Annotated in this window: 15 protein-coding genes and 1 riboswitch; of the genes, 9 read left to right on the plus strand and 6 right to left on the minus strand. The window is 54.0% G+C overall.

Translation table 11 applies throughout. From position 1 onward, the window contains the following. Nucleotides 1-16: 16 nt before the first annotated feature. From QW71_RS14930 to QW71_RS14950, 5 genes are all read right to left on the minus strand, one after another. Entirely contained in the window at nt 17-1,102 is a 1,086-nt protein-coding gene (locus QW71_RS14930; RefSeq protein ID WP_039299515.1) for an ABC transporter substrate-binding protein, read from the minus strand. A gap of 130 nt (nt 1,103-1,232) precedes the next feature. Next, nucleotides 1,233-1,343, minus strand: a riboswitch (TPP riboswitch). Nucleotides 1,344-1,415: 72 nt separating this feature from the next. Beyond that, complete coding sequence (locus QW71_RS14935; protein WP_039299518.1) at nt 1,416-2,816, minus strand: hypothetical protein; 1,401 nt, start codon at nt 2,814-2,816, stop codon at nt 1,416-1,418. Further along, entirely contained in the window at nt 2,810-3,403 is a 594-nt protein-coding gene (locus QW71_RS14940; protein ID WP_047013786.1) for a sigma-70 family RNA polymerase sigma factor, read from the minus strand. Before QW71_RS14940 ends, QW71_RS14935 begins: the two co-directional genes overlap by 7 nt. A 135-nt stretch (nt 3,404-3,538) precedes the next feature. Next, nucleotides 3,539-4,999, minus strand: a complete 1,461-nt coding sequence (locus tag QW71_RS14945; RefSeq protein ID WP_039299521.1) for a hypothetical protein — start codon at nt 4,997-4,999, stop codon at nt 3,539-3,541. A gap of 46 nt (nt 5,000-5,045) precedes the next feature. After that, nucleotides 5,046-6,254 carry an MFS transporter gene (locus tag QW71_RS14950; RefSeq protein ID WP_039299524.1) on the minus strand — a complete coding sequence of 403 codons (1,209 nt, stop codon included), beginning with the start codon at nt 6,252-6,254 and terminating at the stop codon, nt 5,046-5,048. A 161-nt stretch (nt 6,255-6,415) separates the two neighbouring features. On the opposite strand from QW71_RS14950, the gene QW71_RS14955 reads away from it, so the two are divergent. The 8 genes from QW71_RS14955 (at nt 6,416) to QW71_RS14990 (ending at nt 13,433) form a co-directional block, all read left to right on the plus strand. Beyond that, a complete protein-coding gene (locus QW71_RS14955; RefSeq protein ID WP_039299527.1) occupies nt 6,416-6,853 on the plus strand; it encodes a pyridoxamine 5'-phosphate oxidase family protein in 438 nt (145 codons plus the stop codon). Nucleotides 6,854-7,149: 296 nt separating this feature from the next. Continuing rightward, nucleotides 7,150-8,187 (plus strand): EAL domain-containing protein, encoded by a 1,038-nt coding sequence (locus QW71_RS14960; protein WP_039299530.1) that lies wholly within the window; start codon nt 7,150-7,152, stop codon nt 8,185-8,187. A 97-nt stretch (nt 8,188-8,284) separates the two neighbouring features. Further along, complete coding sequence (locus QW71_RS14965) at nt 8,285-8,959, plus strand: response regulator transcription factor (protein ID WP_039299532.1); 675 nt, start codon at nt 8,285-8,287, stop codon at nt 8,957-8,959. Then, the gene (locus QW71_RS14970; protein WP_039299536.1) at nt 8,956-10,389 is read left to right on the plus strand and encodes a HAMP domain-containing sensor histidine kinase; all 1,434 of its coding nucleotides are present in this window, start codon (nt 8,956-8,958) and stop codon (nt 10,387-10,389) included. The genes QW71_RS14965 and QW71_RS14970 overlap by 4 nt, the downstream gene beginning before the upstream one ends. A 96-nt stretch (nt 10,390-10,485) precedes the next feature. Continuing rightward, a complete protein-coding gene (locus tag QW71_RS14975; protein ID WP_039299539.1) occupies nt 10,486-11,397 on the plus strand; it encodes an ABC transporter ATP-binding protein in 912 nt (303 codons plus the stop codon). Then, nucleotides 11,394-12,110 (plus strand): ABC transporter permease, encoded by a 717-nt coding sequence (locus QW71_RS14980; RefSeq protein ID WP_039299542.1) that lies wholly within the window; start codon nt 11,394-11,396, stop codon nt 12,108-12,110. Before QW71_RS14975 ends, QW71_RS14980 begins: the two co-directional genes overlap by 4 nt. 2 nt (nt 12,111-12,112) lie before the next feature. Further along, nucleotides 12,113-12,850 carry an ABC transporter permease gene (locus tag QW71_RS14985; RefSeq protein WP_039299544.1) on the plus strand — a complete coding sequence of 246 codons (738 nt, stop codon included), beginning with the start codon at nt 12,113-12,115 and terminating at the stop codon, nt 12,848-12,850. 217 nt (nt 12,851-13,067) lie between these two features. Then, a complete protein-coding gene (locus tag QW71_RS14990; protein WP_039299548.1) occupies nt 13,068-13,433 on the plus strand; it encodes a metalloregulator ArsR/SmtB family transcription factor in 366 nt (121 codons plus the stop codon). A 312-nt stretch (nt 13,434-13,745) separates the two neighbouring features. Here QW71_RS14990 and QW71_RS14995 read toward each other — a convergent pair whose 3' ends face one another. Next, nucleotides 13,746-14,879 (minus strand): cation diffusion facilitator family transporter, encoded by a 1,134-nt coding sequence (locus tag QW71_RS14995; protein WP_083442557.1) that lies wholly within the window; start codon nt 14,877-14,879, stop codon nt 13,746-13,748. 337 nt (nt 14,880-15,216) lie between these two features. On the opposite strand from QW71_RS14995, the gene QW71_RS15000 reads away from it, so the two are divergent. Next, nucleotides 15,217-17,547 carry a heavy metal translocating P-type ATPase gene (locus QW71_RS15000; protein ID WP_039299551.1) on the plus strand — a complete coding sequence of 777 codons (2,331 nt, stop codon included), beginning with the start codon at nt 15,217-15,219 and terminating at the stop codon, nt 17,545-17,547. Nucleotides 17,548-17,657 lie beyond the last annotated feature (110 nt).

Consider the following 17,657-nt stretch of genomic DNA (forward strand, 5'->3'; position numbering starts at 1 on the left):
TTATTCCACTCGGTGTTTACTGGCCTTCCGGCAAAAATTCATTCGTAAATGTACTTGCGGCATCCAGCGGTTTATCCAGCAGCTTCAGGCCGTACATCCACTCTGCGTAATTCTGCCAGATTTCAAGCTTCTGCTCACCCCAGCGGGCGGCATCGTCCTTGTATTTCGGGCTGAGCCATTTCTGGCTGGCCAGCACCAGCTCGGGATCAAGATCAGGCACTGCATCGGACAGGACCGTGGCCGCTTCTTCCGGATGGTCGATCGCGTATTGGTATCCTTTCGACGTAGCTTTGAGGAAAGCCTTCACCACTTCCGGATGCTCGGCGATTTCCTTCTCACTGGTGGTCAGCACCGGTGTGTAGTAATCCAGCTGCGGCGCATAATCCTTCAGGTACAGCATATCCAGCGGCTCGCCGCGCAGCTCGGCTTCGATCCCGGTCCAGGCGTAGAAGATCCAGGCAAAGTCGATATCGCGTTTCACCGCAGTGAAGAAGTCAGCTTCGCCGATATTCACCAATTTCACTTTGGAGACGTCTCCGCCATCGGGGTCCATGATGGCTTTCATAGCTGCTTCTTCCGCTGGAGAGCCCCAGCCTCCGTAGGTTTTGCCTTCGAAGTCTTTTGGCGTCTTAATGTTGCGGTCCTTCGGAGCGGCAAAGCCGGAGGTATTATGCTGAATGATTGCGGCGATGGATACGAGCGGCACATCCTGCAGGCGGGCCAGGGTGAGCGCCTCCTGTGCACTGATGCCAAACTGGGCTTCACCGGAAGTAACCATGGTGTCAGATCCGGCAGCACCCGGCTGCACGATCTCCACGTCAAGACCTTCCTCAGCGTAATATCCCAGCTCCTTGGCGGTATACAGGCCGGTGTGATTCGTGTTCGGCGTCCAGTCCAGCGCAATCTTAACCGGGGTCAGCTCTTTAGGCGCGTCGGTGGTACTGGCGGCTGCGGTTGCTTCAGGTGCAGCGGTGCTGTTCCCGGCGGCAGGTGTGCTGCCTCCGGCATTGCTGCCCGGGTTGACGTTCCCGTTGCCGCATCCGGCCATCACGAGCACAAGCATAGAGCTAAGCAGCAGCGGTAATACTTTTTTGACTCCCATTTCTCTTCTCTCTCCTTCCAGCAATCCCTAGTCTTCCAAAATTCAGAGTAACCCATACCAAAAAGCGCCCCGGAGACCGGGACGCCAGTTATTTGCGCAAGGTGAGTTCAACTTCAGGCCCATGAAGGGGTTCAAGTTAAATGAAGATTCCTACGCTGGCATTATCCAGATCAGGTATAAGGGTCAGTATCTTGTGGGATACAATCTCAGCCGGCCAATTCCAGCACCCCTGGTTCTATGAAGTTCACGGGTATTGCTATGTTCTTACGGTGTATTATAGACGCCGCTCTTGCGGTTGTCCAGTCTCCCCGTCCTAATCTTCGAGCTTTAGCGGCAGAATCCAGGGGCCTTTGAGCAGGAATAGAGGCTCCGACATTCTAAAACGCAGCGTATCCGCGCCGGGCTCTGCATCCAGAAGAAGAGTCTTCAAGATTCTTGGGAATGTCTCGGTATCCTGCCAGCCGTATGAATATTTGTCCCCAGAACCCGGATAGCGGATGAAGAAATGCGTCAGTGACTTTGCCGCTTCGGGATCAAAATTCATATCCACATCAACACTGACAGCCGTCCCGCTGCTGCGCTCAATGCGGGTGAATTCTACCGGGTAACCGGCGATCTCAGCGGTAATGTGGAGAGGCGCACTCTCCCCGCTGGCGGGCAGCGGCAGAACGACCTCCCGGGAGAGTGCCTTCCGTTCCGCTATTTCGATGTAAGGGATGACGACCCTGTAAGACTGTTCTTCAGCTGATGCCAATTCCCGGAACGAGAACTCCGACGGGTAGACCATAGTTGAAGGAGGTTCAACCTTCGCTTTGACACCCTCTTCATTCTCGACATACAGGTCATTCCAGGATACCAGCGGCTCCAGTGAATAAGAATGGACGGCGGAGAACGAATCTGGAAGGGCCGGAACTAATTCGACGCGGACAAGCCCGTCATCCAGACGTACCGGAAAAGCCGTAATCCGCACATCCTGGTGCACATCACTTGCGCCTAAATGCTGCAGATCATCGGCGGTCACCGGTGCTTGAAGCACCAGTGGCCCGACTGCTGCTCCATTGATATACAGAGTAACCGGTTCAGCGGTTTCAAGCTCCAAATTTCCGGGAAGTGCAGCGCTGTAGCTTGCATACCAGTCTCCGGATGCAGAAGACCGCATATTGGAAGTAAAGGTATAACGGTCCCCTCCGATGTCTGCCTGAAATTCAGTAATGACGGGAGTCAGTTGTCCCCGCAGCGTAATGGTCCCGCTGTTCTCCTGCAAAAGTATGGCATGAACTATCAGCTTTCCCTTGCCTATGGCAGCAGTGTAAGGCTTCTCCAGAACATAAAGCTGACTGTCCGGGCTGCTTTCCAGAACAGTGCCGAAGCCGGGCAGGAAGCTAAGGGCTTGCTTTAGACCTGCCTGGACGTCAGGGGAGAACGACAGCAGGCCTGCGGCCATAAGGATCGCGGCCGCCGCCGCTCCAATAGCCGTACGCCGCCGCGGCTTGCGGACAGCAGCAGGCAGTTCAGGCGCCGGTTCAGTCTGAATAAGGGCGAGGGTACGGCTCTTGATCCGCTCAAGTGAGGCAATCTCTTCTTTAGACCCGGGTACCGGGCTGGACTCAGGCTCCCCCAGCAATCCGTTCAGTGCAAGTTCAGCCTCGCTGAATTCCAGATGATCGAGCTGATCAAATATGCTTTTCTCACCGCTGTTCCTATCCTTTACCATGATCCGAGTTCCCCCTTTCCATCTTCGCCAGTCTGATGTATAGCCTGCTTCAGCATTGTCCGGCAGCGGTACAGACGGCTCTCGACAGCTTTTTTACTGAACCCAAAGGCCGCAGCCAGTTCATCCAGACTCTCGTATAGGTAATACCTGCGCAGAAACAGGCTGCGGTCCGGTTCACGGAGCTGCCCGATATAGCGGAGCATTTCCCCCGCTGCCTCACGTTGTAGAAATTCCTGTTCGGTGTTGCTCCCGCTCTGCATGTTAAGCGCTGCTTCGTTCAGCGTCCTGCCAAGGTCCGGCTGCAATTTACGCCTCAGATCCAGTGCCTTGTATTTCGCGAGCAGGAATATCCAGGTGCGGAAAGAAGCGCGTGACGGGTCGTAACGTCCGATATTGTTCCAGGCTGCCAGAAACACATCGCTGACACATTCCTCGGCATCCTCTGCACTCCCGCAGCCGGCCAGAATGCGCTGGACCAGTCTGTGCACATCGGGTCCGTAGAAGTCGATGGCATCCGCGAGAGCTTGCTTATCTTTTGTTCTGAACCGGCCGGGCCAGGCCAGGCTGTCATGATCATTACGCGTCATTGGAACCTCCGGCATTTCTTTTCATGAGTTACCTACTAATAAGTCATATATGTATTACTACGCATGCCTGCGGGAAGATCACTCAGAAGATTTGTGAAGTGAATAATAAAAAAAGCCGCCGTCACCGGCAGCCCCTCAATCCTTATCATAGAACCGCTTCTTACGGCTGCTGCGTATTCCGTTCCACGCCTCCCTCAGTGTCAGGCCCAGACTGACTGCGATCCCGGAGAAGGTGAGGAACAGCGCCAGGTACTCAAACGCAGAGTACTCCAGCATTTTGCTCCAATCGATGGGTGCCTTCAAGTCCTCAATGACCTGATTCATCCCGTAAATCCCGCTTATTACCGTAAATACAGTCAGGACCATCAGCAGCGTATCCCGGCGTTTGGCCTGGAATTTATCCTGATACTGGAACAGGTCATTCAAGGTCATCTTCACTTCATCGAACAGGGCGTCATTGCCGTAAACCTTGCGCAGCTGGAAGAAGATCTCCCGTCCCTGCGACTGCGAAATCAGCTCCAGAAAGTAGAATTTGGCCGAGAACTTATTAATCAGGAAGATCAGATTCTCGATCTCGTCATAATCGTGGTTGATGCGCAGCCGGGAATGCAGATTGGCCAGCTTCAGCAGCACGATTTTATGAAAAATACTCAGCAGCAGCCCGTAATAATACTCCCCGTACATCTGGTTAATCAACTGGGTGGCGATGTCGGATTCGGCCCGGCTCAGGCAGCAGAAGGTCTGCTCATTAGTCATATAATAGGTGTCCGGCCCCCAGCGGCTGTAGCAATGTTCAGAGGTATACTGTTCGATATATTCGGGATCGCTGGCACTGGTATAGGGTTTACCCTCCATATTCAGCCCATCCAGCTGGGCGGCACGGTAGCGCAGCTCGATACTGATCTCATCCGATTCTTCCCCGCGGTTGAAGCCATAGAAAGCCTGCACCAGCATCCGTTCATCCACGAAAAAAGGCAAGGTCTCGAAATACGCGCCATCGATCTCCGCAGGGTCGAGAAACGGCTCCAGCCCGGCAACCAGATTCTTGAATACGAAATCCTCCACCTGACCAAAAGACTTCTTATGACAATGGATAAAGGACTGCTTATCCTGGTAGGATACGTCCTCCAGTGTACGGAAGCGGTCGGCGAATTCCAGCGCAGTGCTGAAGGAGAGATTTTCTTCTTCAATAGCCACTCTTATGGTCAGGAAGCCCAAATCAAACGGGCAAAGGAACACATCCGTGGACAGCACGCGGAAATTTACGGATTGAAACGGCATTTCAAGCTGGCACTGCAGATCGTTCACCCGGGAAAAGCGGCGGAAGGAATCAGCATCCTTCTCACGCGGAAAGAGGACATGAGCGGCGAACGGCAGGTAGCTGCGCTCCATTTTCTCATGGGACACGCAGTAGCCCTCCCCGTAATAAGCATGCTCAAGATCCTTGTTATCGAGAAAAAAACGCGTAAATCCGTCCTGCTGCAGACGCCCGGCCAGATCTTTGTCCTGCCCGGCCTTGATGGAGAAGGGGAAAATGAATTGCAGCAATGCAGTATGCAGCAGCGGTTCGGGTCTCTCGGAGTGCAGCTCAGCCATATAGGGGTTCCGTCCTTATTCACAGGATATTAATCTCGTTGCTATATTACCCGATTTTCCAGGCGGCCACGCTAAGCAGGAATAATACGGCGGCAAAAGCGGCCAGCAGCCCCGATGTCTGGGCCACCTGCATATGGTCCATGGACCAGCCGGTCAGCAGCGGCAGCACCGCGCCGCCGATTCCGCCCGAGGCGATCATGATACTTGGCGTGGATTCCTCTGCACCGGGCAGCAGCTTGCTTGCGAAGACCAGGGCGATGGAGAAGATGCCGGACATGAACAGCCCGAGCAGCAGAATGACGGCGAATGCGGCAATCCGGTGCTCTGCGAACGGGAAAATAACCAGCAGCAGCAAAGCGGCGAAGCAGCTGATGAGCACATAGATGCGGTAGGAAATCCGCTCGGCAACCACACCGGCGAATAGTCTGCCCGCCGACATAGCCAGCCAGAAGAAGGTAACCGTCAGCGCTGCCGCAGCTTCGCTCATGCCCAGCTTGGCGATGAAGATCGCCGGCATGAAATTGACCAGACTCATCTCGGTACCTACATAGAGAAAGAAGAAGACGATGAACAGGGCAAGCAGTATCCACTGTTTGCCCTTGTACGGCAGGCGTCCGGATTTGCCGGCGGCGGGTACTGTTGCGGTTGCTGTTGCGTCTGCGGGGGCCGCGGCAGCGGCAGGGCGTGACGGCCGCTCATCCAGCACACGCTGGAGCGGACCGAAGCTGCTCTTCGCCCAGAAGAGCAGTGAAACCAGAGAAAAGGCGGCAACGATCAGGAAAGCCAGCCTCCAGCTGCCGGCGGCAATCAACGGACTTGCGGCCAGCGGCATGAGCAGCGCGCCTACACCGAACAGCACCTCCAGCCGGCTCATGGCAATTGCCGTCCCTTCGGTGATCGCGGCGATAATGATCGTGCCGATGACGGCTTCGATCATGCCGAAGCCGAAGCCTGCGGCTACCGCGATCACGTACATCCAGCCCCAGGGCGGGAGGAAGGCGTAGGCCGTTTCGGCGCAGACCAGCAGCCCGGTGGCGATCAGGATGCCGCCGCGTTTGCCGAAGCGGCGGTTCAGCAGCGGCGAGACCAGCACACCGGCGAGGAAGCCGCTGAACTGGCTGAAGATCAGCTCGCCTCCGGCACTGTAGCTGCGGTCATAATGCTGGAGCAGCACAGGCAGAATAGAGCCCAGCACCACATGGGCAAGGCCGATGACGAAATAGGAGAGACAGCCGATCCAGATTAATTTTTTCAAGGGGAGAGACTCCTTCTGGGTGAATTTATGAACATAGTCCGGGATTCATTATGAACCGAACGGGTACACTATAATAAGCACAGTTTTTATAATAAATCCAAACTGCGGATGTGAATATATAAACTTATATTCACATGAATTCGAAAGGAGCTTTCTCGTCAATGGATAACAAAGAGCTGGAGAAAACGATCATACAGGTGCTGGATGACAACAAGTTCGGGTCCTTCGGCACGATAGAAGCCGGCAACAAACCTAAGGTGCGTTATATGGCGGTATTTCATGACGGATTGAACATTTATCTGGCTACGAACCGCAAGACCCATAAGGTAGAAGAGCTTAAGGATAATCCGAATGCTTGTCTGCTGCTGGGTTACGAGCAGGGCGGCGGCAAGGATGTGCTGGAGATTGAAGCTACAGTAGCTGTCACCAAAGATGAGGGTTTGCGTTCGAAAGTATGGAACACATCCTTGGAGCAATGGTTCAAGGGACCGGAGGATCCGGACTATGTAATCCTGGAGCTCTCCCCGACACGGATTGAATATATGGGCAAAAATAAGGAACACGGAGTATGGCAGGGAGCAGCTGCAGTATCCAAGTAAGTAAGCAGCGGTACTGAAAGGACCCAGTCCATTCTAATAATAGAGGTAATGTTTATGATCAGGCCTTTCCTGAGCCTTAGGGTTCAGGAAAGGCCTTGCCGCGTTGTGCAAATATAAGAAGTTACAGGTTTCACACGATAACTTATCCTTCTATTTCTCGCTGAAACGGTACCGTCCTTTAAAAAGGACGGCAAAGCCGTTTCCACTTGTGCATGTCCGTAAATAATAGATGGAACATGGGGAATCATGCTATACTTGCCTCAGTATTTTGACATCCTGAGGCGGAGGCGATTGCCATGAATTGTGTTGACTGCGCTGACATAGACCCGATTGAAGATGAAGGGGAGCTGAAGCTGCGCCCCTATTCTGTTCCGCTTGCCGCTGCGGTAAGGAATGCAGGATATGAAGTATTCGGGACAAGCAGGACCTGTATCATTCCCTACCGCTGCAAAGAAGAGTTGCTGGAGCTGTTAGGACGGCTGGAGGTATTTGAGGAGCAGCAGCAGATCTCCTTGTCCTTATGTATTAAGGGCAGAGGAGCCCGCATTTCTCTGGAGCACTGGCTGACTCTGGTTCAGCTGAAGGTCCGCTTTTCCAGCGAGAATCTGGTTTCGATTATTATGAGCCATGATTTCTGCAGCCACATGCAGCCGATTGTGAATTTCTCCGAAGAGATTATTGGCTTTGAACTGCTGCTGCGGCCGCTGCCGCAAGGGAATCATTTTCAGCCGTATGAGCTGTTTGAGATTGCCCGGCGTACAGGATTCCATTCCTTTCTTGACCGTGCGGCCAGGATTTCAGCCATTGAGACGAGTACAAAAATGCTGCCGAAGGGCATCAAGCGGTTCATTAACTTCCTGCCTTCCTCTATTTATAATCCCAAGTACTGTCTCACGCATACCTTCGAGACGATTCAGCGGCTGGATCAGAATCCGGAGGATTATGTATTTGAAGTGGTGGAAACGGAAAAAATAAACGATATGCCGCATCTCCGCGCCATTTTTGCCGAATACCGCCAGCAGGGTATGCTGGTTGCGCTGGATGATGTCGGTGCGGGGTATTCGACTGTAGAAGTGATGTCCAGCCTGCAGCCGGATTATGTCAAAATCGACCGGGATTTGATCAGCTTCTGCGATCAGAATAAGGACAAGCAGTCCGTTCTGCGGGATATTATCTCCCGGGCCGGGGATTTCGGTGCAAAGGTGCTCGCCGAGGGAATCGAGCGCCGGGAGGAGTTTCTCTTCTGCCGTGACCTCGGCATGGATCTGGGGCAGGGGTATCTCTTCGGGAAGCCGGAAGAGAAGCCGCCGGCACATTTCGGATTCAGTGCCTGAATCAGCAAGATCCATTCTCCCCGGAGCGCAGCCTGGAACACTGTCTGCTTCCGGGGATTTGTTATGTTATTTGAAGGAGAGAGGGGAGAGGTTCTGCGTGGGTGTTACATTACTATATGTAGAAGATGACCGTGAGATTGGCAACGCAGTATCTGCGGATCTGCGGGAACGGGAGTATGCTGTCCGCTGGCTGGAGAGCGGAGAAGGCGCGCTGGAAGCGGCTGAGGGCTGCCAGCTGGTGATACTGGATGTGATGCTTCCGGGACTTGACGGGTTCACCGTCGGCCAGCGGCTGAAGCGGGTATACCCGGAGCTGCCGATCCTGATGCTCTCGGCGCGTACCTCCATTGACGATAAGCTCCAAGGGCTTGAATTCGCGGATGATTATTTAACCAAGCCGTTTCATCCCGATGAACTGGCAGCCAGGATTGAAGTCCTGTTAAGAAGAAGCGGCACGGCTGCCCCTGCTCCCTTGATTCTTAAGCATCTGGTGGTTAGTCCGGGCAGCAGTGTGGTTACGGAAGCCGCAAGCGGACGGGAGATTATGCTTACCGGCAAGCAGTTCCAGATCTTCTCTTATCTGCTGCGCCATCTTGGCCAGATTCTGACCAAGGAGCAGATTTACGAAGCCGTCTGGGGCGAAAGCTATATCGAAGGCGACAAGACACTTATGGTACATATCCGGTATCTGCGCGAGAAGCTGGAGCTTGATCCGGCTGCGCCGGAGATTATTGAGACGGTCAGGGGTATCGGTTACCGGGTGAGAGGATGAAGAGGGCGGGGCGTTTCCAATTTCTGCGCCGTTCCCTGCTCTTCCGGTATCTGCTTATTCTTTTGGCCGCGCTGTTGTTTATCCCCGTTATCGTTCCATTGACTGTTATGCTGTACAGTATCTTTGGCGGACTCACCCATGAAGCGCCTCCCAAGGAGTATGCGCTGTATTCCAGTGTCGATAAGCTGGAGATCATGTGGCATGAGGAAGCGCGCAAGCTCCTTGACCAGCCGCCGGAGGGGATCACTGAGCGTCTCCGGGCTTTGAGCGAAACCTACCGTCTGGCCAGAATATTCTGGGTAGATAACGAGGGCAGAACACAGCTGGTTACAGAGCCCTCCGGTCCTCCGCTGCTGCAGGATGGACAGGCGGCCCGGGATATCCCTGCTTATTGGGGCGCCGCCGAGGCAGTATCCTTCATGAAGGACAGCACGGCGCTTAAACCACTGGCGATTGTTGCTTTTGTAGGGGATCAGGCTGAAGCCGGAGAAGGCTTCATGGTCATGCAGATTCCGGAAGAAATCAGGAATGGGAAATATGCCCCAGGGCTGGATAAGTGGTATTCGATTATGATGCTGGTATTCTTGATCGTCTTCGTCGTCAGCTCCTGGCTCTTCTTCATCATGATCCGCAGAAGACTGCTGCGGCTGCAGACCGCTATGGTTTTTACCGGACGTGAAGGTCTTCCTAAGGTGGTTATTCCGGGCAAACCTGATGAAATCGGGCGGCTTGAGGAGGCATTCAATACGATGGTGACAGAGCTTGCCGCCAGCCGCTCCAGAGAGACGGAAGAAGAGGGCCTGCGCAAGCGCCTGGTTGCCGACCTGTCACATGATCTGCGGACTCCGCTCACCGTGATCCGCAGCCACCTGCATGTGCTGGGCAAGGAGGATTTATCGGCTCGCGGCCAGGAATCCCTTGAGCTGATGGATCAGCGGATCGAGAGTCTCGGAGGGCTGATTGACAATCTGCTGGCCTATAATCTGCTGAACAGCGGGCGGATGACGCTCAAGCTGGAGCAGAAGGATGTGCTGAGACTGCTGCGTGAGAGCGCTGCGGCCTGGTACCCGCTCTGGGAGAAGGAGGGTTATCAGATTGAGATTGATCTGGAGGCAGCGCCGCTCTACTGGAATGTTGATGTCAGCTGGTTCCGCAGGGTGCTCGATAATCTGTTCCAGAATATTCTGCGTCATGCGCGCAGCGGTCTATATGTAGGCATTTTTACAGAGATCCGCGGCGGTAACCGTGTCCTTGTAATCTCGGACCATGGCGGCGGTCTGGACGGGAGTACCGATTCCAAAGGGGCGGGCCTGGGCCTGTCCATTGTTGATCTGCTGCTCAAGCGGATGGAGCTGGAATGGAGTATGGAGAGTACGGGGCAGGGCACCGAGATTACAATCTGGAAGCGGCTGCCGGACCGGATAATTTAAACAAAATGCCGGACCGGAAAATTTAAACAAAATTTAAACTTGCTGCTTCCGCGCTTTTAACCTTGGGACGTTATGCTGAATACCGAGGTGAAGAGAATGAAGGATACAGTAATAGAAACAAGAGCTCTGCTTAAGGAATACCGTGGCCGTGCAGCCGTGAAGGAACTGAATCTGAATATCAGACAAGGGGAAATCTATGGATTCCTCGGTCCGAACGGCGCCGGCAAAACAACAACGATCCGTATGCTGCTGGGTCTGATTAAGCCGACCTCCGGCAGTATCGAAATTTTTGGCCGGGAGCTGCGCCGGAACAAACTGCAAATCCTGCGCAAAGTAGGCTCTCTGGTGGAGTCCCCTTCCTATTACGGGCATCTGAGTGCCCTGGACAACCTGGAGGCAATCCGCCGGATTCTGGATGTGCCGAAGCCGCGCATTGCCGAGGTGCTGGATATTGTTTCGCTTACCGGGGAAGAGAAACGGCCGGTCAAAGGCTTCTCGCTGGGCATGAAGCAGCGGCTGGGCATTGCCGCAGCGCTGCTCGGCAGTCCGGAGCTGCTGATTCTGGATGAACCGACCAACGGGCTGGACCCGTCAGGCATTCAGGAAATCCGCTCACTGATTAAGCGGCTGCCGGAAGAGCAGGGAATTACGGTCCTGGTATCCAGCCATCTGCTGAGCGAAATCGAGCAAATGGCCGGAACCGTCGGCATTATCCGTGAGGGGCAGATGGTCTATCAGGATACGATTGCCCATCTGCAGGAGCAGGCGGCAGGCAATCTGAGCGTGGCGGTATCGGAGCCGGAAGCTGCGCTGGTGACTGCACTGCGGCGCGGGTGCGGCGGTGAGCTGCAGGAGGGAAGGCTGATCCTGCCCCGGATGAGTGATGCCAGAGTATCGCTCCTGGTCAAAGAGCTGGTCGAGGACGGCCATGCGGTCTACAGAGTGGAAGAGCACAGACAATCGCTGGAGGAATTCTTCCTGCAGGTGGTTGGGGGAGGGCAATCATGATGTGGCGTGCGCTGTCGGCGGACTGGCTCAAGATCCGCGGCAAAGGCTTATGGTTCCTGGTGTTCCTAGGACCGGTCGGCCTGATTGCCATGCAGGGATTGAATTTCGGGCTCCGCTATGATTATCTGCGGAATCAATACCAGGCGGATTTGTGGGGAGGCCTGCTTCGCAATGTCTCCGATTTCGTGCCGGTAGCCCTATATCTTGGCGGGACACTGGTCTGCTCGCTGATTGCAAATATCGAGCATCAGACGAGTTCGTGGAAGCAGCTGCTGGCGTTGCCTGTCTCGCGCACGGCTGTGTTCATGTCCAAGCTGCTGATCTGCCTGATGCTGCTTGTGGTGTCTTGTCTCCTGCTGTCGGCAGGGACCGTCTTCCTGGGTCTGCTGCTCGGATTCAGTACGCAGCCCATTCCTTATACTGATGTCCTGCGGATAGGATTTGCTTCTTACGCAGCGGCTATGCCTGTCATTGTGCTGCAGCTGTGGCTGTCCTTGTCCAGCCGTAACCAGACGCTTCCCGTATCTCTGGGTATGACATTGTCGCTGCTCAGCCTGTTCTCGGTATTCCTCTCCGAGTGGATTCCGTTATCCTGGCCTTCCCTGGCCTGGAATGCTGAGCATCCCTGGTTATTCAGCGGAGCAGGCCTGCTCCTTGGAGTCATAGTGCTGCTGCCGGGAGCCCTGCATTTCGCCCGAAAGGATGTGGCCTGAAGATGAGACCATTCTTGCGAATTATGTCTGCGGAGCGGCTGAAGATGTCGGGGTCCTGGGTCTGGCTGCTGGTGCTGATCAGTCCGCTGATCGCCTTGGCCGTCGGGGCTGTCGCAGACCGGCAACCGGACGGGGTATTCACCTGGCAGGTGTTGCTCAGTGCCATGTCGGTTATTCACGCCATGTTATTCCTTCCGGTGCTCTCGGGCATCTTCGCGGCTCTGATCTGCCGCAATGAGCATAGTGACGGCGGCTGGAAGCTGCTGCTTGCCTTGCCGGTTAGACGGACCTCGGTATACCTGGCCAAATATACAATGGTTATGGCGCTCCTGGCTGCTGTGCAGCTGTTGTTTCTTGCAGCTCTGCTGGGCATGGGATTGTACCGCGGTGCAGAAGGAGAAATTCCCTGGGAACTGCTGCTGACCAGTCTGTTCGGCGGCTGGTTCGCCTGCCTTCCGCTGGCTGCGCTGCAGCTGGCCGTATCCCAGGGCTGGAGCAGCTTTGGCGCTCCTCTTGCGCTAAATGTATGCTTCACCATCCCCAATATCCTGATCGCGAACTCAGCTGAATACGGGCCGTATTATCCATGGGTGCAGCCGATGCTTGCCATGTCGCCTTTCGGGGAGGACCGGTTCGGCGCGTTCAACCTGCCTGTGGAGAGCCTGATGATTGTAGTGTCCGGGAGCCTGGCGATATTCCTGGGAGCGGGGTTGTTCTTCTTTTGGCGTAAAGCAGTATAAAGGCCGGGGTATTGCGGAGTAGGATATAATATTTGTGAGTGTGATTATGCTGATATTTCTAATTTTAGTTTGCTTCTGCTTATACCAGTTATGTGCTGTCTCTCCTGTTCTACATTTCTCTCCATGGACATTGGCCGCAGTTTTTTCTATAATTAATCGTAGAAGTAACTATTAACGGCCGGTGAAGCCGGATAAGCATATGGAGGAGGGCGAGAGCATGGAGCCAGCGGCACTTGAAGAATGCGACAACACATGCAATGGTTCCGAGCTGGAACCGGAATCTATGGCATTGATCCTGCCTGACCGCGGGACTACAGACAAGATGGCGGAGATGTTCAAGGCACTCGGCGATCCGACCAGAGTAAGGCTTATTTACGCCTTATCCCAACAAGAGTTATGTGTGCATGACTTGTCGTCGATCCTGGATATGGGACAGTCCGCTGTTTCCCACCAGCTCCGTTACTTGCGCAATCTGCGGATTGTGAAACGCCGCAAGGAAGGTAAGACTGTATTTTACTCGCTGAATGATGCACATGTGGAGCAGATCTTCCTGCAGACCCATGAGCATATCCGGCATGAATAGATGACCCTGAACATGAACAAGGGAATGTTCCGGCAGCTGCGAATAGGCTGCTCGGGGACATTCCCTTTTTGTATTATGAGGTGAATGAATTAACTGGCTTGAGCTAAAATCCTGTACGAAATACAACATTCCGCTCAGTAAAACGGCGCTAATTGAAAATTGTTGTACACAATGCAGGATTCTTCCTCTTCCAGGCGGCTTAGCGGGAATATTCTTGCATTTCATACAACATTCCTCCCTACACCCTGGTATCTATGAACCCAAGTTGCAATACGTACAACAATTATGCCTTGTCCGGCAAAAGCCGCGCAATTACACAGGAAGCTCCCTATGCTTCAAGGAAGAATTCTCAATCTGCAGGGTAGTGTGGTGAATGCCGAATTTGTCTTCCACAACCTTAAGTGCCTGCTGCAGCACCTGCTGGTGGTCAGTATGATCCCCGATCAGCAGATGGCCGCTGAGTGCATCCAGTCCGGAGGTAATCGTCCAGATATGCAGGTCATGCACATCAAGGACCCCTTCGATTCCCAGCAATGTTTCCTGCACATCACGTATATTCACCGTGAGAGGAGTACCTTCCATAAGAATATGAAAGGCCTGTCTGATAACGCCCCAGGCGCTGCGCAGGATGAGAAGGGCAACCAGCACGCTGATGATAGGATCTGCGACGTACCAGGAGAACAGATTCATGATAAGACCGGCAATGAGGGCGCCGACGGAGCCGAGGGCATCGCCCATAATATGCAGATAAGCGCTCCGGATATTGATGTTGTCTTTAGCTTCGCTCTTGCGCATCAGCGACCAGGCGCTGATGAGATTGGCCAGCAGTCCGACAGCGGCAATCACCATCATGGTTCCGCTGGCAACAGCCGGAGGCGAGAAGAAGCGCTGGTACGCCTCCCACATAATAAAGCCGGCGATAACAAACAGCGTCACCCCGTTGAATAAGGCTGCCATAATCTCAAACCGGAAGAACCCGTAGGAGTTCTTCGATGACGGCGGCTTTGCGGCAATAATCATCGCAACCAGACTCAGTGCCAGCGAGGCGGTATCGCTGAGCATATGCCCGGAGTCAGATAACAGGGCCAGACTGCCGGTGACAAGGCCGCCGAAGAATTCGAGAAACATAATGCCGCCGGTGATAATTAAGGCGATCAGCAGGCCTTTCTTATTATCCGGTGCATGAGAATGAGAGTGCGAGTGCGAGTGCGAATGGGAATGATCCGCAGCCTTGTGTCCGTTGTGCGGGTGTCCGCCGTTCCCATGTTCACTGTGCTGATGCTCGCTGTGCTGATGCTCACTGTGCTGGTCTCCGCCGTTCCCGTGCTCGCCGTGCTGGTGCTGCTCTGATTGGTCTGAGTGGGTTGAATGCCCCGAATGCCCCGCATCCTTACCATCAGGTGCCCCATTCTTCGTTGTCGTGCCGGAATTATTAGAATGATTCATGGGTAAAACCTCTTTTCAGTTAACATATGAATGATTGCTCATATGTTAATACTATGACGGCTGAAGGTAATTTACAAGGGTTAGCAGCAAGTTTTTTTTCGTTTCAGAGCTGGTTGTCGCAAAAATCCCTGTCGCTTCAATTACCGGTATACCGCCCCTTCTCCAATTCAAGCTATTAAGTTTTATTTAACCTTGTTTGAATTGTTATTTTTCATGAAAAAGCCAAAAACTATGCGCGGAGTGCATTGACACTGCAAGATTCAGGGGAATATAATATGTGTAAGTTAACATATGAACAAATACTCATATATAGGTTTTACCAAGGGAGATGAGTCATTTGAATACGGTACAAGGTAATGTGAAGCGTAAATGGGTACTCGAGGGTCTGGACTGCGCGAATTGCGCCATGAAGATTGAGAATAAGGTTAAGAAGATCGAAGGGGTATCTTCCTGTTCCGTGAACTTTGCGATGAAGACCATGACGCTGGAGACCGCTGCTTCTGCTGCAGAAGAAGTAGCAGAACAGGCGCAGCATACTGTCACTGCACTTGAACCGCATGTGAAGCTGCGTGAAGTAACCGCTTCGCGGGCGGTCAAGAAGCCGCTTCCTGCGGGCAGTCCCGGCCAGGCTCGCCGCGTAGCTACTCAGGGTCAGGAGCATGACCATGCGGGCGGGGAGCTGCATAGTCATGCCCATGACCATGACGACACACACGGTCATGCCCATGCGGCTGCGGAGCATACCCATAATCATACCTCTGCCGCTGAGCACGGTCATGACCACAGTCACGGCCACAGCCATGAGCACGGGGAAGGCGGTACGCGCAGAATCCTGCTGCGTTTGGCCGGCGGAGCTGTTCTGGCCGCTGCCGGGATGTTCCTCCCGGTCAGTGGAATCGCGGAACTGTTACTCTTCCTGGCAGCGTATCTTATCGTCGGCGGTGAGGTAGTCTGGTCCGCCGCGCGGAATATTATCCGCGGCCAGGTGTTTGATGAGAATTTCCTGATGGCGCTGGCGACCATCGGGGCCTTTGCCATCGGAGAGTATCCGGAAGGCGTTGCGGTTATGCTCTTCTATCAGGTAGGTGAGCTGTTCCAGGGGATGGCGGTGAACCGTTCACGCCGTTCGATTACAGCGCTGATGGATATCCGGCCGGAATTCGCTTACTTGAAGGAAGGCAGTAATCTGCGCAAGGTCTCGCCGGAAGAGGTAGCAGTTGGAGACAGCATCGTGGTTAAGCCGGGCGAGAAGGTACCGCTGGATGGCATCATTCTGGAAGGCAGCGCGATGATGGATACCTCGGCACTGACCGGTGAATCCGTGCCCCGGTCTACCCAGCCGGGCAGCCAGGTGCTGAGCGGATTCATTAACCGCAACGGTGTGGTTACCATTGAGGTGACCAAGGATTTCGGCGAATCGGCGGTCTCGCAGATTCTGGAGCTGGTGCAGAATGCGACCAATAATAAAGCGAAGACAGAGAACTTCATCACGAAATTCGCCCGTGCCTATACGCCGGTAGTAGTGATAACAGCCCTGCTGCTGGCGGTGGTTCCGCCGCTGGTACTCAGCGGAGCCACGTTCTCGGACTGGATCTACCGCGCACTTGTCTTTCTTGTTATTTCTTGTCCTTGTGCACTCGTCGTATCGATCCCGCTCGGATTCTTCGGCGGCATCGGAGCCGCTTCGCGGAACGGGATTCTGGTCAAGGGCAGCAATTTCCTGGAAGCATTAAATGATGTGAAGGTTGTCGTATTTGATAAGACGGGAACCTTGACCAAAGGGCAATTCAGCGTGACCGGGAATTACCCGGCGGAAGGATTCACCCCGCAGGAATTGCTGCGGATTGCCGCTTATGCCGAGAGCCATTCCAGTCATCCGATTGCCGAATCGATCCGCTCCGCTTACGGAAAGGCCATCCCTGGAGAAGCCATCACGGACTATAATGAAATTTCCGGCCATGGCATTGCTGTAGCAGTCGAAGGCAAGGCAGTACTCGCCGGGAATGCAAGGCTGATGGAACGGGAGGGGATTGCAAGCCAGATCCCGCAGCAGAGCGGCACTGTGGTTCATATTGCTGTCGATAAGCAGTATGCAGGTTATATCGTTATTGCTGATGAGGTGAAAGAGGATGCACAGCGGGCCATCCAGGAGCTGAACGCGCTGGGAATCCGCAAGACCGTCATGCTGACCGGCGATGCTTCATCTGTAGCCGAGTCCGTCGGCAGACAGCTGGGTATTCAGGAGATTCATGCGGAGCTGCTGCCCGGAGATAAGGTCGAAGCGATTGAACGACTGGAGCGGGAGAAGGGACCGAAGGAGAAGATTATTTTTGTCGGAGACGGGATTAATGATACTCCGGTGCTGGCTAGAGCCGATGTCGGGATCGCCATGGGCGGACTTGGCTCCGATGCAGCCATTGAAGCAGCAGACATTGTAATCATGACGGATGAACCCTCGAAGATTGCCGCCGCTATCGGCATCGCCAAGCGCACGCGGACCATTGTGTGGCAGAATATTATTTTTGCGCTGGGGGTCAAGGCCGTCTTCCTGCTGCTGGGAGCGTTCGGAATTGCTACCATGTGGGAGGCCGTCTTCTCCGATGTCGGGGTAACCTTGCTTGCCGTGCTCAACAGTATGCGCGCATTGCAGCCTCCGAAATCAGGATAATGCTCAGCTGCCATATTTATAAATTCACTACTTTTGCCGGATTCTGATTTATAAATTATGAAATAATTATGAAAAAATAAGTCGTCATGATCCTAAATTTTGGGTCCTGA

The organism is Paenibacillus sp. IHB B 3415 (assembly GCF_000802655.2).
GTDB classification, from domain to species: Bacteria; Bacillota; Bacilli; order Paenibacillales; family Paenibacillaceae; genus Paenibacillus_AQ; species Paenibacillus_AQ phytohabitans.